At 70.3% G+C, this 20,857-nt stretch carries 17 protein-coding genes and 1 tRNA gene; 8 read left to right on the top strand and 10 right to left on the bottom strand.

What is annotated here, in order from left to right:
- The first annotated feature begins 82 nt into the window (after nt 1-82).
- Entirely contained in the window at nt 83-304 is a 222-nt protein-coding gene (locus ABD264_RS02475; RefSeq protein WP_344203946.1) for a phosphopantetheine-binding protein, read from the top strand.
- Between the two features lie 103 nt (nt 305-407).
- On the opposite strand, the gene ABD264_RS02480 is transcribed toward ABD264_RS02475, so the two are convergent.
- The 3 genes from ABD264_RS02480 to ABD264_RS02490 all read right to left on the bottom strand — a co-directional run bounded on the left by ABD264_RS02480 (nt 408) and on the right by ABD264_RS02490 (nt 3,989).
- Complete coding sequence (locus ABD264_RS02480) at nt 408-1,313, bottom strand: SDR family oxidoreductase (protein ID WP_290500548.1); 906 nt, start codon at nt 1,311-1,313, stop codon at nt 408-410.
- Between the two features lie 210 nt (nt 1,314-1,523).
- Nucleotides 1,524-3,206 carry an energy-dependent translational throttle protein EttA gene (gene ettA / locus ABD264_RS02485; protein ID WP_055082438.1) on the bottom strand — a complete coding sequence of 561 codons (1,683 nt, stop codon included), beginning with the start codon at nt 3,204-3,206 and terminating at the stop codon, nt 1,524-1,526.
- An 84-nt stretch (nt 3,207-3,290) separates the two neighbouring features.
- Nucleotides 3,291-3,989 (bottom strand): single-stranded DNA-binding protein, encoded by a 699-nt coding sequence (locus ABD264_RS02490; RefSeq protein WP_344203950.1) that lies wholly within the window; start codon nt 3,987-3,989, stop codon nt 3,291-3,293.
- A 241-nt stretch (nt 3,990-4,230) separates the two neighbouring features.
- Between ABD264_RS02490 and ABD264_RS02495 the strand changes: the two genes are divergently transcribed.
- From ABD264_RS02495 to ABD264_RS02505, 3 genes are all read left to right on the top strand, one after another.
- Nucleotides 4,231-4,306 (top strand) — tRNA-Arg (locus tag ABD264_RS02495).
- Nucleotides 4,307-4,441: 135 nt separating this feature from the next.
- Nucleotides 4,442-5,191: a response regulator transcription factor gene (locus ABD264_RS02500; RefSeq protein ID WP_144942560.1), complete on the top strand. Its 750-nt coding sequence runs from the start codon at nt 4,442-4,444 to the stop codon at nt 5,189-5,191.
- Nucleotides 5,188-6,756: a HAMP domain-containing sensor histidine kinase gene (locus ABD264_RS02505; protein ID WP_344203953.1), complete on the top strand. Its 1,569-nt coding sequence runs from the start codon at nt 5,188-5,190 to the stop codon at nt 6,754-6,756. The genes ABD264_RS02500 and ABD264_RS02505 overlap by 4 nt, the downstream gene beginning before the upstream one ends.
- 27 nt (nt 6,757-6,783) lie before the next feature.
- Here ABD264_RS02505 and ABD264_RS02510 read toward each other — a convergent pair whose 3' ends face one another.
- The 3 genes from ABD264_RS02510 to glnA form a co-directional block, all read right to left on the bottom strand.
- A complete protein-coding gene (locus tag ABD264_RS02510; RefSeq protein WP_344203955.1) occupies nt 6,784-7,557 on the bottom strand; it encodes a glycosyltransferase family protein in 774 nt (257 codons plus the stop codon).
- Between the two features lie 191 nt (nt 7,558-7,748).
- The gene (locus ABD264_RS02515; protein WP_144942557.1) at nt 7,749-10,820 is read right to left on the bottom strand and encodes a bifunctional [glutamine synthetase] adenylyltransferase/[glutamine synthetase]-adenylyl-L-tyrosine phosphorylase; all 3,072 of its coding nucleotides are present in this window, start codon (nt 10,818-10,820) and stop codon (nt 7,749-7,751) included.
- Nucleotides 10,821-10,829: 9 nt separating this feature from the next.
- Nucleotides 10,830-12,173: a type I glutamate--ammonia ligase gene (gene glnA, locus ABD264_RS02520; protein WP_094394173.1), complete on the bottom strand. Its 1,344-nt coding sequence runs from the start codon at nt 12,171-12,173 to the stop codon at nt 10,830-10,832.
- A 283-nt stretch (nt 12,174-12,456) separates the two neighbouring features.
- Here glnA and panB point away from each other — a divergent pair, with 283 nt between their 5' ends.
- Nucleotides 12,457-13,305 carry a 3-methyl-2-oxobutanoate hydroxymethyltransferase gene (gene panB / locus ABD264_RS02525; RefSeq protein WP_344203958.1) on the top strand — a complete coding sequence of 283 codons (849 nt, stop codon included), beginning with the start codon at nt 12,457-12,459 and terminating at the stop codon, nt 13,303-13,305.
- Nucleotides 13,306-13,550: 245 nt separating this feature from the next.
- Here panB and ABD264_RS02530 read toward each other — a convergent pair whose 3' ends face one another.
- A complete protein-coding gene (locus tag ABD264_RS02530) occupies nt 13,551-13,727 on the bottom strand; it encodes an SPOR domain-containing protein (RefSeq protein ID WP_145009312.1) in 177 nt (58 codons plus the stop codon).
- Between the two features lie 182 nt (nt 13,728-13,909).
- Here ABD264_RS02530 and map point away from each other — a divergent pair, with 182 nt between their 5' ends.
- Both map and ppgK read left to right on the top strand, forming a co-directional pair.
- A complete protein-coding gene (map, locus tag ABD264_RS02535) occupies nt 13,910-14,806 on the top strand; it encodes a type I methionyl aminopeptidase (protein WP_144942554.1) in 897 nt (298 codons plus the stop codon).
- A gap of 73 nt (nt 14,807-14,879) precedes the next feature.
- A complete protein-coding gene (ppgK, locus tag ABD264_RS02540) occupies nt 14,880-15,713 on the top strand; it encodes a polyphosphate--glucose phosphotransferase (protein ID WP_144942553.1) in 834 nt (277 codons plus the stop codon).
- Nucleotides 15,714-15,838: 125 nt separating this feature from the next.
- Here ppgK and ABD264_RS02545 read toward each other — a convergent pair whose 3' ends face one another.
- The 3 genes from ABD264_RS02545 to ABD264_RS02555 are packed head-to-tail and all read right to left on the bottom strand — an operon-like array spanning nt 15,839 to nt 17,666.
- Complete coding sequence (locus tag ABD264_RS02545; RefSeq protein ID WP_344203961.1) at nt 15,839-16,744, bottom strand: Sir2 family NAD-dependent protein deacetylase; 906 nt, start codon at nt 16,742-16,744, stop codon at nt 15,839-15,841.
- Nucleotides 16,744-17,205, bottom strand: coding sequence for a redoxin domain-containing protein (locus tag ABD264_RS02550; RefSeq protein WP_344203963.1), 462 nt, complete (start codon nt 17,203-17,205; stop codon nt 16,744-16,746). Before ABD264_RS02550 ends, ABD264_RS02545 begins: the two co-directional genes overlap by 1 nt.
- A 44-nt stretch (nt 17,206-17,249) precedes the next feature.
- Nucleotides 17,250-17,666: a DUF3052 domain-containing protein gene (locus ABD264_RS02555; protein ID WP_144942550.1), complete on the bottom strand. Its 417-nt coding sequence runs from the start codon at nt 17,664-17,666 to the stop codon at nt 17,250-17,252.
- A gap of 366 nt (nt 17,667-18,032) precedes the next feature.
- On the opposite strand from ABD264_RS02555, the gene aceE reads away from it, so the two are divergent.
- The gene (gene aceE, locus ABD264_RS02560) at nt 18,033-20,771 is read left to right on the top strand and encodes a pyruvate dehydrogenase (acetyl-transferring), homodimeric type (RefSeq protein WP_344203966.1); all 2,739 of its coding nucleotides are present in this window, start codon (nt 18,033-18,035) and stop codon (nt 20,769-20,771) included.
- The last annotated feature ends 86 nt before the right edge of the window (nt 20,772-20,857 follow it).

Below are 20,857 nucleotides of genomic sequence, written 5' to 3' on the forward strand. Positions count from 1 at the left end.
CTTCCGGGGACGGGCTGGGACAACGCGTATTAGGGTAGCCTATCCTTAGCTAATTTCACTGTCGGAGCGAGAGGAACACACGGTGGCGGAGATCATCGAGGAGCTGCGCGGCGAGGTCGCCACGGCACTGGGCGTCGCGCCCGAGCAGGTGGACACGTCCGCGGACCTGACCGACCTGGGGTTGGACTCTGTAAGCCTCATGGGCGTGGTCGAGGGGATCATCGCGCGCGGCTACGACGTCGACTACGTGGACCTCGCCGAGGACCCCCGGCTCGACGCCTGGCGGGGCCTGCTGGAGGCCTGAGCCCCGGCCCACGGGCGGGCCCGACGACCATGGGCGGCACGCGTTCTGCGCGTGTGCCGCCCATTGCGTTCCCCGCGGTTCGGGCCCCTCGTTGCCCGGCCGCTCAGTGCTGGGCGGCGCCGCCGTCCACCGCGAGCACCTGCATGGTCATGTGGCGCGAGGACTCCCCCAGCAGGAAGCCCACCACGCCGGTGACGTCCTCCGGCCGGCCAACCCTGCCCAGCGGGATGCCCGTCTTGAAGGCCTCCGGGTCCCCGGCCACCATCTGCGCCGAGCGGTCCTGCCCCTCCCACATGCCCATGACCATGTTGGTGAGAGTGGTCCCCGGGGCCACGACGTTCGCGCGCACCCCGTAGCGGGCGGACTCCAGCCCGAGGCTCGTGGTGAAGTGCGTGGCCGCCGCCTTAGACGCCGCGTAGGCCGCCATGTGAGCCCGCGGCACCACCGCGGAGTTCGAGGAGATCGTCACCAGGCTGCGCCGGTTGGACGGGTCCTGCGCGCACTGGCTGACCATCACCCGCAAGGTCTCGCGGGTCACCAGGAAGACCCCCGTGGCGTTGACGCCCACCACGCGGTGCCACTGCTCCTCGCCCGTCTCCAGGACCGTGCCGGTCTCCAGCGCGCCGGCCGCGTTCACCAGGCCGAGCAGCGGCGGCATGGTCGCGGCGATCTCGTCCAGCGTGCTCGCCACCTGTGTGCCGTCGGTCACCGAGCAGCTGCGGTAGCTCAGGCGCCCGGTCTCCGTCGCCTTGGCAGTCATGGTGAGGGCCTCGATGTCCTCCCCGGGTCCGCGCCGACCCTGCCACGGGTCACCCTCCGGAAGGTCCAGCGCGGCCACGGCATAGCCCCGCGCCAGCAGGTCCGCCACCACGGCCGTTCCCATTCCCCCGCCGGCCCCCGTGACCACCACGGTCTCGAACGCGGGCGGCGTCGGCCCAGTGCCGGTTGCTGCGGCTGCCCCACGGGGATCGTAGGTCGTCGGTGCCGTCGTCTCGTCGCGCGAATTCACAGAGGCAAGCCTAACCTTAGTCAGGGTGCGCCATGCACCGCGGTTCGTACGTGGGGCATCCCCCGTCCCGGGGCTCCGACGCCAGGCCCGGACCGATGAGACACCCCGTCTCCCACCCGTGTTCTGCCCGTCACCCGTGAGGTCCACCCGAGAACGAGGATCGCCCCGCGGAGCACGAGGGTCCACGGGGCGATCCGGAGGGTGCGACCGTCAGTCGCGCGTGAGGCGACGGTGCGTGACACGGTGCGGGCGGGCGGCGTCCGCACCGAGACGCTCCACCTTGTTCTCCTCGTACGCCTCGAAGTTGCCCTCGAACCAGTACCAGCGGTCGGGGTTCTCCTCGGTGCCCTCCCACGCGAGGATGTGGGTGGCCACCCGGTCCAGGAACCACCGGTCGTGGGACACGACCACGGCACAGCCCGGGAACTCGAGGAGGGCGTTCTCCAGGGAACCCAGCGTCTCGACATCGAGGTCGTTGGTGGGCTCGTCCAGCAGCAGCAGGTTGCCGCCCTGCTTCAGGGTCAGCGCCAGGTTCAGGCGGTTGCGCTCACCACCGGAGAGCACGCCGGCCTTCTTCTGCTGGTCCGGGCCCTTGAAGCCGAAGGCCGAGACGTACGCGCGGGAGGGCATCTCCACCTTGCCCACGTTGATGTAGTCCAGCCCGTCCGAGACGACCTCCCACAGCGACTTCTCGGGGTCCAGGTTCTCGCGGTTCTGGTCCACGTAGGAGATCTGGACGGAGTCGCCGACCTTCAGCTCGCCGCCGTCGAGCTCCTCGAGACCCACGATCGTCTTGAACAGCGTGGACTTGCCGACGCCGTTCGGGCCGATCACGCCCACGATGCCGTTGCGGGGCAGCGAGAACGAGAGCCCATTGATGAGCGAGCGGTCCCCGAAGCCCTTCTGCAGGTCCGTCGCCTCGATCACCTGGTTGCCCAGGCGCGGTCCCGGCGGGATCTGGATCTCCTCGAAGTCGAGCTTGCGGGTCTTCTCGGCCTCCGCCGCCATCTCCTCGTAGCGCGCCAGACGCGACTTGGACTTGGTCTGGCGGCCCTTGGCGTTGGTGCGGACCCAGTCCAGCTCTTCCTTCAGCCGCTTGGCCTGCTTGGCGTCCTTCTTGCCCTGGACCTCCATGCGCTTGGCCTTGGTCTCCAGGTAGGTGGAGTAGTTGCCCTCGTAGGGGTAGAGGCGACCGCGGTCCACCTCGCAGATCCACTGCGCCACGTGGTCCAGGAAGTACCGGTCGTGGGTCACGGCCAGCACGGCACCGTGGTAGGAGGCGAGGTGCTGCTCGAGCCACAGCACGGACTCCGCGTCCAGGTGGTTGGTGGGCTCGTCCAGCAGCAGCAGGTCCGGCTTCTCCAGCAGCAGCTTGCACAGTGCCACACGACGGCGCTCACCACCGGAGAGCACCTTGACGTCCGCGTCCGGCGGCGGGCAGCGCAGCGCGTCCATGGCCTGCTCGAGCTGCGAGTCGAGATCCCACGCGTTCGCGGCGTCGATCTCCTCCTGCAGCTTGCCCATCTCCTCCATGAGGGCATCGAAGTCCGCGTCCGGCTCGGCCATCTCGGCGGAGATCTCGTTGAAGCGGTCCAGCTTCGCCTTGATCTCGCCCACGCCCTCCTCCACGTTGCCGAGGACGGTCTTGTCCTCATTCAACGGGGGCTCCTGCAGCAGGATGCCCACGGAGTAGCCGGGGCTCAGCCGCGCCTCGCCGTTGGAGGGCTGGTCCAGTCCCGCCATGATCTTCAGGATCGTCGACTTGCCGGCGCCGTTCGGGCCCACGACGCCGATCTTGGCGCCCGGGAAGAACGACATGGTGACGTCGTCCAGAATGACTTTGTCGCCCACCTTCTTGCGGGCCTTGTTCATGGTGTAGATAAATTCCGCCATACCCTCCAGGCTACCGTGCCGACCCCGGGCCGGGTGCCACGGGCAGCGCCCCGCCCCCGGCCCCGGCGCGGGCGCGGGGCGGAATCAGCGGGCACCCTCGCCCACCGGCTGCTTCTCCTCCTCGGGTTCCTGCCCGTCCTGCCCCTGCGGAGTCCTCAGCCCGTCGAAGGTGTCGTCGTCCGGTGCAAGATCGAACACCGCACCGGAGCTGGTGCCCACGAATCCGTCCTCCCCGAGACCCAGCGACCGGCTGGAGCGGAACCTCGCGCCGTGGCCCTCGTCCTTCCCGGACCGTCCGCCGGAGCCGTCCTCGGCACCGCCGTCCTCCCCGTCGGTGCCGTGACGGGGCCCGGACTCGTTGCGCCGGTCCGACGACCCGCCGTCCCAGGCGTTCTGGGTCCCGTCCAGCGCCCCCTGCTGCGGACGACCGCCCGCACGTGCGAAGTTGGCGGTGCCGAAGGCGAGGTCGTGGCCGATGGACGTGGCGTCCACGCGGATCTCCGTGCGGGGCCCGTTCTCCGACTGCCACTCGTTGATGCCGAGCTTGCCGGTGACCAGGACGGGCTGACCGCAGCGGACACTGGCCCTGACGTGCATCGCCAGGGTGCGGAAGCAGCGCACGGTGTACCAGTTGGTGGTGCCGTTGTGCCAGGTGTTCGTGGCGGCGTCGAAGCGGCGGGAGGTGGTGGCCAGGCGGAACCAGGCGACGCTCGTGCCGTCGTCGAACATCCGGGTCTGCGGGTCCTTACCCACGAATCCGCGCAGTGTGACCTGTTCACTCATGGGGTGCTCCTTGTGTTCGCTGCGCCCCGGCGCGGTGGCCTGCGGGCGATCGGTGGCCCCGGTGCGGGGTGACACCACTCTCCGCGCCGTCCCCTGCGTTGACAGCACCGGGGCCGGGATCCGTGCAGAACGCGGGGCGGGCGGCGTCGCGTCCCGCGTTGTGCAGGGCGCACCGCACGGACCGGGCCGTGTCCGGCGGGCAGGCGCACCGTTGCTAAACTGAGTCGTCGCTTCGCGGCCCGCCCCAGTAGCTCAGTGGATAGAGCAGGAGCCTTCTAATCTCTTGGTCGGGGGTTCGACTCCCTCCTGGGGCACCACGCAACACCTGGTCAAGCGGGTGCAGAGGCGGGCCCGTTGACGCGGGACCCGTCGGCGTCGACACGGGACCGGGCAGAGGGGCGCCACGAGTGCTCCCGGTCTCCTGGTGGGCGCGTCGCCTATCATCGGAGGCCATGAGCCCCCAGAACTCACCCGTCGGCGTCGCCGCGTCCCTGCCTCCGCTCTCCCACCCGGACGGCTCACCCATCCGCGCGCTCGTGGTGGACGACGAGCGCATGCTCTCGGACCTGATCGCCATGGGGGTGACCATGCTCGGCTGGCAGCCCCACACGGCGGCGGACGGGCCCAGCGCCCTCGAACTCGCCAGAACGGCCCGCCCGGACGTGCTGGTGCTCGACATCATGATCCCCGGCTTCGACGGACTCGAGCTGCTGCGCCGGATCCGCGAGCTGGACGCGGACGTGCCGTGTCTGTTCCTCACCGCCAAGGACCAGGTGGACGACCGGATTGCCGGTCTCGCCTCCGGCGCGGACGACTACGTCACCAAGCCGTTCTCCCTCGACGAGGTGCTGCTGCGCCTGCACCGCCTGGTCCAGCGCTCGGGGACCACCGTGGCGGACAGCGCGGAGCTCGTGGTCGGGGACCTCGTCCTGAACGAGGACACGCGGGAGGTCACCCGCGGTGGCGAGGACATCGAGCTCACCGCTACCCAGTTCGAGCTGCTGCGCTACCTCATGGAGAACGCCAAGCGCGTGGTCTCCAAGTCGCAGATCCTCGACAACGTGTGGAAGTACGACTTCGGCGGGCAGGCGAACATCGTGGAGCTCTACATCTCCTACCTGCGCAAGAAGATCGACGTGGGCCGGGCGCCCATGATCCACACCGTGCGCGGGGCGGGCTACGTCATCAAGCCCGCAGTATGAGCTCCGCCGCGACGGGCGCCCGCCCGGCCCGGCGTCGTCGGCTGCGGACCCGGCTGCTCGCCCTGCTGCTGGCCCTGCTCGTCCCCGCGGCGGTGCTCATGGGGCTGGCCAGCTACCTTGCCGTGCGGAGCTCGCTCACGGACCAGCTGGACCGCCAGCTGGCGGACGCCTCCCAGCGCGCCACCTCGTTCTCCGGCACGGACGGGTTCTCCGGCGGCGGTCCCTCCCGGAGGACCGACCAGCAGACCGGGCAGCAGCCGTCCCAGGAGCCCTCCCATGAGTCGTCCCAGGGTGACACGCGCACAGCCCCGCCGGATCCCCTGGACGCCCCCGGGCAGGCCGCCGGCACGCTGAACGCCCGCGTGGACGGCGGCACCCTGGTGCACAGCGGCATCCTGGACGCCAAGGGAGAGGTCACGGCGCTCTCGGACGCGGACCGCTCCCGGCTGCAGTCCCTCGCCCCGGACGGCACGGTCCACACGGAGAGGCTCGAGGCAGGGAGATACCGTGTGCAGGCGGTCACCGCGCCCACCGGGGATGTGATCATCACGGGCCTGCCGCTGTCCCAGGTGAACACTCCCCTGGGCACCGTGCTGGCCGTGGTGACGGCAGTCTCCGTCCTCGCCGTGGTGCTCGTGTGCCTGCTGGGCAGCTGGGGCATCCGCCGCGCCCTGCGTCCACTGGAACGCGTCTCGGACGTGGCCACCGAGGTCTCCCGCCTGGATCTCGGCTCCACCCGGCTCCCGGAGGCCAACCGTGTGGAGGCGAGGGACGCGGATCCCGGCAACGAGGTGGGGGCCGTGGGCCACGCGCTGAACAGCATGCTCGACAACGTGGACGCCGCCCTGACGGCCCGCCAGGAGTCGGAGGACCGCATGGCCCGCTTCGTCGCGGACGCCTCCCACGAGCTGCGCACGCCCCTCGCCTCGATCCAGGGCTACGCGGACCTGCTGCGCATGAGCGAGCCCCTGAGCGAGACCGGGGCGCAGTCGCTGGAACGCATCCGCGCGCAGGCCCAGCGCATGGGCGGGCTCGTCTCGGACCTGCTCCTGCTGACCCGGCTCTCGCACGAGACCACGCCGGCGCGGCAGCCCGTGGACCTCGCCGAGCTGGTGGTGGAGTGTGTGGGGGACGTGGCCGTCGCGGCCGGGGACCACGAGTGGGACCTCGACCTCGCACCGGAACCGGTGCTCGTCTCCGCGGACGGTGGGCAGCTGCACCAGGTGCTCGTCAACCTGCTCGCCAACGCCCGGAACCACACGGCCGCCGGCACACGGGTGGTCGCCGGCGTGCATCCCTCGCTCAACGCCCGTGAGGCCATCCTGACCGTCACCGACAACGGCCAGGGCATCGACCCTGAGCTGCTACCGGAGATCTTCGGCCGCTTCACCCGCGGGGACACCTCCCGGCGCTCGGACGGCCACACCACGGGTCTGGGGCTCTCGATCGTCAAGGCGATCGTGGAGGCGCACGGCGGCACGGTCGAGGTGCACTCCCGCCCGGGCCGCACGGAGTTCGAGGTGCGGCTGCCGCTGCAGAACCCGCGCGACGTCGTCGTCGACTGACAGCGGGTCCGCGCGGTGCCGCACGTCTCAGGTCACGGCGCGCTCCACGGGCATTCCGAACACGCGCATGTCGCTGCGGATGGCAAGCGCGAGCAGCTGCGCCTCGAAGGTGCCGGCCTCCTCGCGCAGCAGAGGCAGCACACGCATGACGGCGTCCGCGCGCACGGCCACCACGCCCGCGCTGGCACGACGACGTCGCACGGCACGGGCCGCGGGCGGGCGCCGGTGGGCGAACCGGGCGACGGAGCGCTGCGCGACCGTCCGCGCGAACCGCGGGTCCCGCACCGCGTCGGTGCCGAACGCGAGGTCCGAGTGGCCGCTGATGAGTGGAACCACGAGCGGGGCCAGGACGGCTAAGTCCATGCCGGGTGCGATCCGGGTGACGGCCACGACGGGCGCGGTCGACTCCGCCCACGCCGCACGCAGCGCGGTCACGGGGTTGTCCGAACCTTGGTGCACGGCGCGGACTCCCGGCATCTCCCGGGCGAGGCGCTCCGCGACCGCCAACGTCCGGTCCGAGGAGGCGAGGTCCACCACGCTGAGCCGGTACGCGTACGGGAAGTAGCACGTGAGGTAACCGTCCAGGCGGCGCACGAACGGTTCGAGCTCCCGCTGAGCGTCCCGCGCGGGGACCACCAGGTCCATCACGGCCCCGGTCACGGGCAGGCCCACGGGCTCACGCGTGACCGGCCCGACGGGCAGCTCGGAGCGGACCGCGGTGGAACGGCGACGGCGGGGTGACGGCGCCGCGGTGCGCTGACGTGGAGACGGCACCGCGCCGTGGGAGGGGAAAGCTGACATGACCCCACTGTCCGCCGCGGGTCTGAGCCGCCACGCATTCCAGCCTGTGCCCCGGCTGTGCACGCCTGGTCCGGACGGAAGTCCCGCGGCGTGCACGCAGAAGTCTGCCGCATGCGACCGTAAGTCCGGCGGCGTACGGACAGAACGCGCGCGGTGGGCGGCCAGCAGCCCCGGCAGTGTGAGGGAGGGACTCAGCGGCCGTAGAACAGCCGCTCGAAGACTGAGCGCGACTGCCGCGTGATCCGCAGGTAGTCCTCCTCCAGCTGCGTGGCGGAACCGGGCTCGTAGCCGATCCAGCGGGCGACCGCCTCGAGGTCCGCGCGACGGGAGGGCACGGAGTCGGAGGCACGTCCGGAGCGCAGCACGTTGCCGTTGCGGATGTCGGTGGCGAGCTTCCACGCGTGCTCGAGCACGGCGGCGTCCTCCGGGCCCACGAGCTCCGCGGCCACGGCGGCGTGCAGCGCAGGCAGCGTGGACGTGGTGCGCAGCTCCGGGACGTCGTGGCCGTGCTGCAGCTGCAGCAGCTGCACGAGCCACTCGACGTCCGAGAGACCTCCCCGGCCGAGCTTGACCTGCCGCGTGGGGTCGGCACCTCGCGGCATCCGCTCGCTCTCCACCCGGGCCTTCATGCGCCGGATGTCCACGAGCTGGCGGTCCGTGAACTCCGCGGGGTACCGGTAGCGGTCCACCACGCGGAAGAACGCCTGGGCCACCTCCTCCGAGCCGGCCATGTACCGGGCCCGGGTGAGGGCCTGGCGCTCCCACGTCTCGGACCAGCGTTCGTAGTACTCCGCGTAGGAAGCCACGGAGCGCACCTTCGCGCCGGACCGGCCCTCTGGGCGCAGGTCGTTGTCGATCTCCAGGATCCGCTCCGCCAGGATCGGTGGCGTGCACGGCTGCTTGAGCAGCTTGACCATGCGGGCGAGCACGCGTTCGGCGGCCTCCTGTGCCTCCTGAGGCTCTGCACCCTCCGCCGGCTCGTACGCGTACATCACATCCGCGTCCGAGCCGAAACCGATCTCCCGGCCGCCCTGCCGACCCATGGCCACCACCAGGATCTCGGCAGGCACCGACCGCTCGTTCTCCCGCTCGTACTCTGTGCGCGCGAGGTGCAGGGCCGCCATCACGGTGGCCTGGTCCACGTCTGAGAGCCCCGCCACCGTGGTCTCCACGTCCGCCACGCCGCTCGTGTCCGCCAGCGCGATACGCAGCTGTTCGCGCCGACGGATCTGGCGCACCGCACGCATGGCCTCTGCTGCGTCCCGGTGCCGCGAGAGCTGGGCCCACATCTCCGTGACGAGCTCGTCGAGGGAGCGCGTGGCGAGCTTGGAGTCGTCCCCGAGCCACGCCGTGGACTCCGGGGAGGTCTCCAGCAGGTCCGACACGTAGCGGGAGCTGGAGAGGATGTGGCACAGCCGCTCGGCCGCGGCGTTGGAGTCCCGCAGCAGCCGCAGGAACCACGGGGTGGTGCCCAGCGAGTCGCAGACGCGGCGCAGGTTCAGCAGCCCGGCGTCCGGGTCCACGCCCTCCGCGAGCCAGTCGAGCAGCACGGGGAGCAGGGTGCGCAGGATCTCCGCACGTCGGCTCACTCCGCGGGACAGCGCCTCGATGTGGCGCATGGCGGCCTTCGTGTCCTGGTACCCCAGGGCGGCCAGGCGGTCCCGGGCGGAGTCAGTGGTCAGGGTCGTGTCCGCGGGGGCGTTGGCCAGCGCGGCTAGCATCGGACGGTAGAAGATGCGCTCGTGCATGGAGCGCACCGTCCGCTTGACCCGGGTCCACTCCTCCACGAGCCGCGGCGCCGTGGGGTGGGTGCGCGGTGCGGCGCCGTCCACGGAGCGGGCGACGACGGCGAGCTCGCGTTCGTCACGCGGCATCAGGTGGGTGCGGCGCAGGCGGAAGAGCTGGATCCGGTGCTCGAGCAGTCGCAGCCAGCGGTAGTTCTGACCGAAATCCTCGGCGTCCTTGCGCCCGATGTACCCGCCGGAGGACAGGGCGGCGAGGGACTCGGTCGTCGCGCGGGTGCGCACCGTCTCGTCGTTGCGCCCGTGCACGAGCTGCAGCAGCTGGACGGTGAACTCCACGTCCCGCAGACCGCCGGGGCCGAGCTTGATCTGCCGGTCCCGGTCGGCTTCGGGGATGTTCTCGGTGACCCGGCGGCGCATGGCCTGCACGGACTCCACGAATCCCTCCCGCTCGGCGGAGGACCAGATGAACGGGGCAATCGCGTCCTCGTATCGCCGCCCGAGCTCCTGGTCCCCTGCCACGCAGCGCGCCTTGAGCAGCGCCTGGAACTCCCAGGACTTCGCCCAGCGCTTGTAGTAGCGAACGTGGGAGTCCAGCGTACGAACGAGCGGGCCGTCTTTGCCCTCGGGGCGCAGGTTGGCGTCCACCTCCCACAGGGCGGGCTCCGGACCGGTGGCCATCATGGCCTGGGCCAGCAGGTGCGCGAGTTCAGTGGCGATCTCCGTGGCGGTGTTCTCGTCCGGGACCTCTCCGGACTCCGCGGCCCGGGTCTCCATCACGTAGACCACGTCGACGTCCGAGATGTAGTTCAGCTCGCGCGCGCCGCACTTGCCCATGCCGATCACCGCGAGGCGCACCTGCTCCACCACCGCGGGGTCCCACCGTTCGTTCGACTGGGCGCGGGCGAGGGCAAGACCTGCCTCGAGGGCGGCGCCGGCGAGGTCCGCGAGCTGGCGTCCGACCGCGGGCATGTACTCCACGGGATCGAGGGCGCCCACGTCGCGCACGGCAACCCGCGCCAGAGCCCGACGATAGGCCAGGCGCAACGCCTTCTGGCCGTCGGCACCGGTGACCGTGGCCACGGGGGTCTCCGCCTGCGGATCGGCACCCACCGACTCGAGCAGCGCGGCCCGCAGCGCCGCGGGCTGGTCCGTGCCGGGACGGACCTGAGGACGGATGTCGAGCAGGTCGAGGTTCTCGGGTGCGCGCAGCAGGAACTCTCCGAGCGCCTCGGAGGCACCGAGCAGCCGGAACATGGTCTCGGAGTCGGCGGGGTCCCCGTTGACGCGGCGGCCGATCTCCGGGTGCTGCTCCATGAGCCGCACCAGGAGCTGCAGGGCCACGTCCGGCGACGCGGCGTGGGACAAGCCCTCCAGCAGCGCCGGCAGCTCCACGGTGTCGAGTTCCGGGAAGCCGAGCCAGCGCCGGGCGTTCGTGACGTCCGCGAAACCGATCGCGATGAGCTCCTTCGCGGAGATCTTCTCCGCCCGTTCCTTCGCGCTGCCCGTCGCCCCGCTCACCGCGGCCACCTACAGGATGCCCAGGTTGGTGCGCAGCTCGTACGGCGAGACCTCCTGGCGGTACTGGTCCCAGTCGCGGCGCTTGTTGCGCAGGAAGTAGTCGAAGACCGTCTCCCCCAGCAGCTCCGCCATGAAGTCGGAGTCCTCCGTCTCACGGATGGCGTCGTGCAGGCTGCTCGGCAGCGGTTGGTGGCCCACGGCGCGGCGCTCGGCGCTGCTCATGGAGAAGACGTCGTCCATCTCCACTGGGGGCAGCTCGTACTCGTTCTCGATGCCCTTCAGTCCCGCCCCGAGCAGTGCCGCGTAGGAGAGGTACGGGTTCGTGGCGGAGTCGATGCCGCGGTACTCGATCCGCGAGGACTGCACCTTGTCCGGCTTGTAGAGGGGCACGCGCACGAGCGCCGAGCGGTTGTTGTGACCCCAGGACATGTAGGACGGGGCCTCGTCGCCGGCCCACAGCCGCTTGTAGGAGTTCACGAACTGGTTGGTCACCGAGGTGAACTCGGGTGCGTGGCGCAGCAGCCCCGCAATGAAGTGCCGCCCAGTCTGGGAGAGCCGGAACTCGGCACCGGCCTCGTAGAACGCGTTGGTGTCCCCCTCGAAGAGCGAGAAATGGGTGTGCATGCCGGAGCCCGGGTGGCGCGAGAACGGCTTGGGCATGAAGGTCGCGTAGATGCCCTGGGACAGCGCCACCTCTCGCACGACCGTTCGGAAGGTCATGATGTTGTCCGCGGTCTGCAGGGCGTCCGCGTAGCGCAGGTCGATCTCGTTCTGCCCCGGCCCGGCCTCGTGGTGGGAGAACTCCACGGAGATGCCCACGGCCTCCAGCATGCTCACGGCGCGGCGCCGGAAGTCCTGCACCACACCGCCCGGCACATGGTCGAAGTAGCCCTCGTAGTCCACGGGCACCGGCTCGCCCGTGGCGGGGTCGAGGTCCGGGGAGCGCAGCAGGTAGAACTCGATCTCGGGCGCGGTGTAGCACGTGAACCCCATGTCGGAGGCCTTGGCCAGCACGCGCTTGAGCACGCCGCGCGGGTCCGCTGCGGAGGGCTCGCCGTCCGGGGTCTTCAGGTCACAGAACATCCGGGACGTGGGCTCGTCCTCGCCGCGCCACGGCAGCAGCTGGAAGGTTGAGGGGTCCGGCTGCAGCAGCATGTCCGACTCGAAGACGCGTGAGAGTCCCTCGATCGAGGAGCCGTCAAATCCCAGGCCCTCCTCGAAGGCCGCCTCGACCTCCGCCGGGGCGAGCGCCACGGACTTCAGCGTGCCCACGACGTCCGTGAACCAGAGCCGGACGAAGCGGACGTCCCTGTCCTCGATCGTTCGGAGCACGAACTCTTGCTGACGGTCCATCGGTCCACCTCGGATTCCTCGGGCGTGCGGCACAGCGGTCTGGGAGCCCGAGCCGGTCCCCGGCCGGGCGTCGCCCCCACTCTAACGACACCCACCGACATCCTCGGCGCGCCCCGCAGCCCCGCCCTCGAACCCCGCGGACGACGCCGCCCGCACCCCGCCGCGGCGCCGGCCCCGCGAATCTCGGGGAATCTCGGGGCCATGCACCGCCGCGGCACCGCACCCGGGAGCTCAGGCCGACGGCCGCATCCGGGGCCCATGAAGCGCCCGGTAGGCTGGAGCCATGAGTGCTCCCCAGCCCGGTTCCGCGTCCGCCCGTCCCCTCGCTGAGGTCTCCCGCGTGCGCACCCTGCACCTGCAGCGCGCCAAGGACACCGGTGAGAAGTTCTCGATGCTCACGAGCTACGACGTCCTCACCGCCGGGATCTTCGACGCCGCCGGCGTGGACGTGCTGCTGGTCGGGGATTCGCTCGGCAACACCGTGCTGGGGCACGGCTCGACCCTTCCGGTGACGCTCGATCAGATGATCACGTTCGCCGGGGCCGTCGTGCGCGGCACGAACCGCGCCCTGGTGGTCGTGGACCTGCCGTTCGGCAGCTACGAGGAGTCCCCCGAGCAGGCGGTGCGCAACGCCGTGCGGGTGATGCGCGAGACCGGGGCGCACGCCGTGAAGCTCGAGGCGGGTGCGGCCCTGGCCGGGCATGCGGCGGCTGTGGTGCGCGCGGGCATCCCCGTGATGGGACACATCGGCTTCACCCCGCAGTCCGAGCACGCTTTGGGCGGCTTCCGGATCCAGGGGCGGGGCGACGCCGCCGCGCAGCTGCACCGCGACGCCCTGGCCGCGCAGGATGCGGGGTGCTTCGCCGTCGTCCTGGAGATGGTCTCCGCGGACGCCGCACGGGACGTCGAGCAGGAGCTGCGGATCCCCACCGTGGGCATCGGGGCCGGGAACGTGACCACCGGCCAGGTCCTGGTGTGGCAGGACATGCTGGGCCTGCGTACCGGGGCCATGCCGCGGTTCGTCAAGCAGTACGCGCAGCTGGCCGAGACCGCGCACGACGCCGTGGCGCAGTACGTGGCCGAGGTCCGCTCCGGCGCGTTCCCCGGCGAGGAGCACTCCTACCGCGGCTGATCAGGGGAAGCACGAACGCCCCGGTTGTCCTGTGGCCGGGGTCCCCCGACCGGCTGGACCGGTTGCCGGACCGGTAGGTGGGCTCGCGTACCTGCCGCGGACTGGCGCGTGGCGCGCCACCCGGGCCGGGGCTGGGAAGCCGTCCCGGCATCGTCGCCCGCCCCCACCCCGCGAGGCCTGTGAAGCACCGTGCAACCCTGAGGCCCGTGAGACCCGTGATGCCCTTGAGACGCGTGACGAGGGACTCAGTCGCCGTTGAAGGCGGCGTCCTCGTCATCCCAGCGCTTGGTGTTCTGAGCCGCGCGCTCCAGGGCGTGTGCGGCCTCCTCGCGGGTCGCATAGGGGCCCATCAGCTGGCGGTAGTCGTCCTTGGCGCCCTCCTCGACCTGCTTGGTGTAGAGGTTGTACCAGTACTCGGCCATGTGCTTCCTCACTCTCCGGCGCCGCGCGCCGCATGCCCGCCCGGTTGGCGGGGTCGCGAACGGCCCGGGCGGAACGAGCCCGGGACCCAAGGCTTAGGGTAGTTGGTGAAGCAGGTGTTCGGCGCGCCACCACGTGCCCGGACCGCCCACCACGTGAACGCCCCAGGAGGCAGAGACCCACCGTGACCAGCCACAACCTCGAACCCGCACCCGGATCCACCGCGCCCCTGGGGGCCCTGAGCTCGGGAACCCTCACCCCGATGCGCCCGGTCCCCCGGAGCATCGAGCGCCCCGAGTACGTGGGCCGCGCGGAACCGGATGAGGGCCGTGCCTCGAACGTCTACACACCCGAGGAGATCGAGCTCGTCCGTGAGGCGGGACAGATCGCCGCGCGGGCGCTGCAGGCCGCCGGTGCCGAGGCGAAGCCCGGTGTCACGACCGACGAGCTGGACCGCATCGCCCACGAGTACATGTGCGACCACGGCGCCTACCCCTCCTGTCTCGAGTACCGCGGCTTCCCCAAGTCCATCTGCACCTCGCTCAACGAGGTGATCTGCCACGGCATCCCGGACTCCACGGTGCTGGAGGAAGGGGACATCATCAACCTGGACGTCACTGCCTACAAGAACGGGATGCACGGGGACACGAACGCCATGTTCCTCGTGGGGGACGTGGACGAGGACTCCCGCCTGCTCGTGGAGCGCACGCTGGAGGCCACCAACCGTGCGATCAAGGCGGTGCGCCCCGGGCGCGAGATCAACGTGATCGGCCGCGTGATCGAGAAGTACGCCAAGCGCTTCGGCTACGGGGTGGTGCGGGACTTCACCGGTCACGGTGTGGGCCGCGAGTTCCACACGGGTCTGATCGTGCCGCACTACGACGCCGCACCCTCCTACGCCACCGAGATGGTCCCGGGCATGATCTTCACGATCGAGCCCATGCTCACGCTCGGAACCATCGCGTGGGACCAGTGGGACGACGACTGGACGATCACCACCCACGACCGCATGCGCACCGCGCAGTACGAACACACCATGGTCGTCACGCAGGACGGTGTGGAGATCCTCACCCTCCCGTAAACTCGACGCGGGGGACGACGGCGTTCCGATCGGCCCCGCTCCAGTTCTCCACCGTGAACCGAAGGGACCGTTCATGAGCTCAGGTACTCCGCAGGGCGTCGTATCGCGGTACGGCATCGGCATTGACATTGGCGGCACCGGCACCAAGGGCGGGATCGTGGACCTCACCACGGGCCAGCTCGTGGGCGAGCGCTTCCGGATCCCCACGCCGCGTCCGGCCACCCCGGAGGCCGTGGCGGGTGTGGTCCGGCAGATCGTGGACGAGCTGCAGTCGCGACCGGAGGCCCCCGAGCCGGACAGCCACGTGGGCATCGTGTTCCCCGCCATCATCAAGAACGGCGTGGCGCTGTCTGCGGCGAACGTGGACAAGTCCTGGATCAACACGGACGTGGACGCCCTCATGACCGAGGCGCTGGGCCGCGAGGTCGAGGCCCTCAACGACGCCGACGGCGCCGGGCTTGCCGAGGCGCACTACGGTGCGGGCAAGGGCAAGAAGGGTCTGGTCATGGTCATCACCCTCGGCACCGGCATCGGCTCCGCAATGATCCTCAACGGCCAGCTCGTGCCGAACGCCGAGCTGGGCCACCTGGAGATCGACGGGCACGACGCCGAGACCCGCGCCTCCGCGGCCGCTCGTGAGCGCGAGCAGCTGCCCTGGAAGAAGTGGGCCACGAAACGGCTGCAGCGCTACTTCGAGCACGTGGAGTTCCTCTTCTCCCCGTCCCTGTTCGTGATCGGCGGCGGTGTGTCCAAGAACTCGGAGAAGTTCGTTCCCTACCTCGAACTGCGCACGCCGGTGGAGATCGCCGCGCTGCGCAACAACGCGGGCATCGTGGGGGCGGCACTGTGGGCGCAGCAGTGCCGTGAAGCGCAGGCCGCAAAGCCGGTCATCGACCCCGTGAAGTAGGCCGGGCCAGCACACGGCGGGCTAGGAGCCCGTACACAGAGCGAGACCCCGATGGTTTCCGCGGCTTCCCCTCCGCAGACCCTCGGGGTCTCGTTTCTGGAGTCTATGCGCTGATCCTGACGGGATCAAGCCCCCAGGTTCCGGGCCAGTTCCGTGAGGAAGCGGTCCACCGGCGCGTCCACCTTCACGGTGGCCAAGGCGTCTCCGCCGGTCACCCCGTGGTTGACGATCACCACGGGCGTCTGCGACCGCGCGGCCTGGCGCACGAACCGTCGTCCGGAGTTGACCGTCAGCGAGGAGCCGGCCACCAGCAGCACGTCCGCGCGCTGCACGATCCGCCGGCTGCGCGCCACCTTCTCGGCCGGGGCGTTCTCGCCGAAGAAGACCACGTCCGGTTTCAGCACCCCCTGGCACACGGGGCAGTCCCAGACCCGGAAGCCCGCCGTGTCCTCCACGGTGGCGTCCGCGTCCGGTGCGTACTCGATGTCCTGCGCGGAGGCCATGCCGTCGTAGAAGCCCGGGTTCAGCTCGTCCAGGTAGCGCGAGACCTGCTCGCGGGGGAACCGTGAACGGCACGCGGTGCACAGCACCCACGCGTAGGTGCCGTGCAGGTCCACCACGTCCACGGTCCCGGCCTTCTGGTGCAGCCGGTCGATGTTCTGGGTGATCACCCCATCCACGTGTCCGGCGGCCTCGAGGCGGGCGATGGCCGTGTGCGCGGCGGTGGGCTCGGCGTCGGCGACGAAGTGCCAGCCGTACTGGTTGCGGGCCCAGTAGTGACGCCGGTTGGACACGCTGGACATGAACTCCTGGTACGTCATGGGCGTGCGCGGCGTGGCGTCCGGACCGCGGTAGTCGGGAATGCCCGACGGCGTGCTGACCCCGGCTCCCGTGAGCACGGCGATCCGCCGCCCGTCGAGCAGCTCGATCGCCCGGGGCAGACCGGCACGGGCGTCCAGCGCGTGCGGGTCCGGGAACTGGTCCTGCCGCGAGGGAGAGCCGTATCCGGCACGCAGCACCCGGAGGGGCATCAGGAACGCTGCAGCGACTCGAGGACCCGCCGCAGGTCCTCCCAGGCGCGCGGCTCGGTGATGTCCGCCGCGCTGACGTCCACGACCGTCCCGGCGGCGTCGACCACCACCGTGTGGCGCCGAGCGCAACCCTCCTCCGCGTCCATGACGCCGTAGGCGGAGGCGACCTCGCCGTGCGGCCAGAAGTCGGAGAGCAGCTCGAAGTCGTAGGACTCCTGGCGCGCGAAGGCGTCCAGCGCAAAGTGGCTGTCCGTGGACAGGCACAGCAGCGTGACGTCGAACTCCTCGAACATGTCCGTGTGGTCCTGCAGGTGGCACAGCTCCTGCGTGCACACCGGGGAGAACGCGAACGGGAAGAACACCAGCACCACCGGCCGTCCCCGGTACTGGGAAAGGCTGCGGGGCTCGCCGTGGCGGTTAACCAGGGTGAAATCGGGTGCGGTGGAACCGATGACGCTCATGGGAGCCTTTCTTGCGGTGGGATCTGGGATCTGCCCGGCGCGGTTCAGAAGTTGCGCTTGGGTGCCAGTCGGGAGACCGACCAGTCGGAGGAGACGCGCGCGGTACTCGTGACGTGCAGCCCTGCGGTGGACGCCGCCTCCTGGATGTCCGCGGGAGAGACGTGGTCGTCGCGCCCGGCCTTGGGCGTCAGCAGCCAGACCACACCGCCGTCGTCGAGCGTGGTCTGCACGTCCACGAGCTCGTCCACGAGGTCGCCGTCCCCGTCACGCCACCACAGCACGACGGCGTCCACGACCTCCTGCGCGTCCTCGTCGAAGAGCTCCGCGCCGATGGCTTCCTCGATCTGCTCCCGCAGCCGCGCATCGACGTCGTCGTCGTAGCCGAACTCCTGGACGTAGTCGCCGTCCTTCAGGTTCAGCTGCTCCGCAATGCTCTCTTCGGGGGCTTTCGCCTCGCTCACCGTGTCTCTCCTTCTGCGCCGCGATCTCCGTGCGCTGTGATCCGGGGGTTCCACAGCACCGCGGAACGGTGGTGCGGAACCGTCGTCACCGTGACGGGAGTGCCAACGGTGCGTAACAAAGACAACACCGGATCCGGTGCACGTTCAAGCCCACAGGCGCCGGGCGGGGTGAGACACGCCCCGTGTGACGGCGTGTCCTCCGGGCGGTGTGACGGGCGGAACCGTGTTGTCGCAAGGGCTGAGCACGTAGCCTGTGACACGATGGATGGATGACGGGACCGGTCTGTGCAGGCCCCTTCCGTCGCACGGCACACCGCTCCGACACCGGGGATCCCGCAGCGCGGAGCTGACGACAGAGAGGTTCACGTGTCTTCTGACAGCAATCACCACATTTTGAGTGGGTTGACGAACAATCTCCAGGACGCGGACGCGCAGGAGACCCAGGAGTGGATCGAGTCCTTCGACGCCCTGATTAAGGCCCAGGGCACCGAGCGCGCACAGTACGTGATGCGCGCCCTCCTCCAGCACGCGGGAACTCACTCCGTGGGTGTGCCGATGGTGACCACCTCGGACTACGTGAACACGATCCCCGTGGACCAGGAGCCAGAGTTTCCCGGTGACGAGGAGATCGAGCGCCGCTACCGCGCGTTCCTGCGCTGGAACGCGGCCGTCATGGTGCACCGCGCGCAGCGTCCCGGCGTGGGCGTGGGCGGGCACATCTCCTCCTACGCGGGCGTCGCCACCCTCTACGAAGTGGGCCTGAACCACTTCTTCCGCGGCCCGGAGCACCCGGGCGGAGGGGACCAGGTCTTCTTCCAGGGCCACTCCTCCCCCGGCAACTACGCCCGCGCCTACCTCGAGGGTCGCCTCACCGAGGACCAGCTGGACGGGTTCCGCCAGGAGAAGACCATGGCCCCGAACGGCCTGCCCTCCTACCCGCACCCGCGCTGCCTGCCGGACTTCTGGCAGTTCCCCACGGTGTCCATGGGCATCGGTCCCATGAACGCGATCTACCAGGCGCAGTTCAACCGGTATCTGCACAACCGGGGCATCAAGGACACCTCGGACCAGCACGTCTGGGCGTTCCTGGGCGACGGCGAGATGGACGAGCCGGAGTCGCGCGGCGTGCTGCAGCTGGCCGCCAACGACAAGCTGGACAACCTGACCTTCGTGATCAACTGCAACCTGCAGCGCCTGGACGGGCCGGTGCGCGGCAACGGCAAGATCATCCAGGAGCTGGAGGCGTTCTTCCGCGGCGCCGGTTGGAACGTCATCAAGGTCGTGTGGGGCCGCGAGTGGGACGCCCTGCTCGAGGCGGACCACACCGGTGAGCTCGTGCGCATCATGAACGAGACGCTGGACGGCGACTACCAGACGTTCAAGGCGGAGTCCGGCGGCTTCGTCCGCGACCACTTCTTCGCCCGCTCCGCGGCCACCAAGGAGCTCGTGGCGGACTACACGGACGAGGAGATCTGGAACCTCAAGCGCGGTGCGCACGACTACCGCAAGGTGTACGCGGCGTACAAGGCGGCGCTCGAGCACAAGGGCCAGCCCACCGTGATCCTCGCCCAGGGCATCAAGGGCTACGGCCTGGGCCCCCACTTCGAGGCGCGCAACTCCACCCACCAGATGAAGAAGCTGACGCTGGAGGACCTGAAGACCTTCCGCGACCACCTGCGCATCCCGATCACGGACGAGCAGCTCGAGGCGGACATCTACAACGCCCCGTACTACCACCCGGGCCAGGACTCGCCGGAGATCAAGTACCTGCAGGAGCGCCGCAAGGAGCTCGGCGGCTACCTCCCGGACCGCCCGCACCAGCAGCCGGAGATCACCCTGCCCTCGGACAAGGCGTTCGCGTCCGGGAAGAAGGGCTCCGGCAAGCAGCTGGCCGCCACCACCATGGCGTTCGTGCGCATCCTCAAGGACCTCATGCGGGAGAAGGACTTCGGCCACCGCATCGTGCCGATCGTCCCGGACGAGGCCCGCACGTTCGGCATGGACGCGTTCTTCCCCACGTCCAAGATCTACAACCCGAACGGTCAGAACTACCTGTCCGTGGACCGCGAGCTCATGCTGGCCTACAAGGAGTCCGCGCAGGGCGTGATCCTGCACCCGGGCATCAACGAGGCCGGTGCGACCTCCGCGTTCACCGCGGCGGGCACGTCCTACGCGACCCACGGCGAGACCATGATCCCGGTCTACATCTTCTACTCGATGTTCGGCTTCCAGCGCACCGGTGACGAGTTCTGGGCCGCCGGGGACCAGCTGGCCCGCGGGTTCATCATTGGAGCCACGGCGGGGCGCACCACGCTGACCGGTGAGGGCCTGCAGCACGCTGACGGCCACTCCCCGATCATCGCCTCGACCAACCCCGCGGTGATCCACTACGACCCGGCCTACGGGTACGAGATCGCGCACATCGTCAAGCGCGGCATCGAGCACATGTACGGGTCCAAGGACGAGGACCACAACGTCATGTACTACCTCACGGTGTACAACGAGCCCATCCACCAGCCGGCGGAGCCGGAGAACGTGGACGTGGACGGGATCGTCAACGGCATCTACCTCCTCAAGCCGGCCGAGACCGAGGGCCCCCGGGCCCAGCTGCTGGCCTCGGGCGTGGGCGTGCCGTGGGCGCTGGAGGCCCAGAAGATCCTGGCCGAGGAGTGGGGCGTCTCCGCAGACGTGTGGTCCGTGACCTCGTGGACGAACCTGCGCCGGGAGGCCATGGCGTGCGAGCACGCCGCGTTCATGCACCCGGAGAGCGGTGCGGCCACGCCGTACATCACGCAGGCGCTCGCCGGTGCCACCGGCCCGGTCGTCGCGACCACGGACTACGCGTCCGAGCTGCCGGACTCCGTGCGCCAGTACGTGCCCAACGACTGGGCCACGCTGGGCGCGGACGGCTTCGGCTTCGCGGACACGCGCGCCGGTGCCCGCCGGTTCTTCACGATCGACGCGCACTCCATGGTGGTGCGCACGCTCGAGATGCTGGCCAAGCGCGGCGAGATCGACTGGTCTGCTCCGGCCGAGGCCATCACGCGCTACGACCTCGCCAACCCCGCCGCGGGGAAGTCGGGCAACGCCGGGGGCGACGCCTGATCCCCTCGTGATCCTGGGCCACGACGACGCCGCCCCCGCGCCTTCCACGGTGCGGGGGCGGCGTCGTCCCCGGACCCGTGGGGGCG

The organism is Kocuria salsicia, assembly GCF_039532055.1.
GTDB lineage: Bacteria > Actinomycetota > Actinomycetes > Actinomycetales > Micrococcaceae > Kocuria > Kocuria salsicia.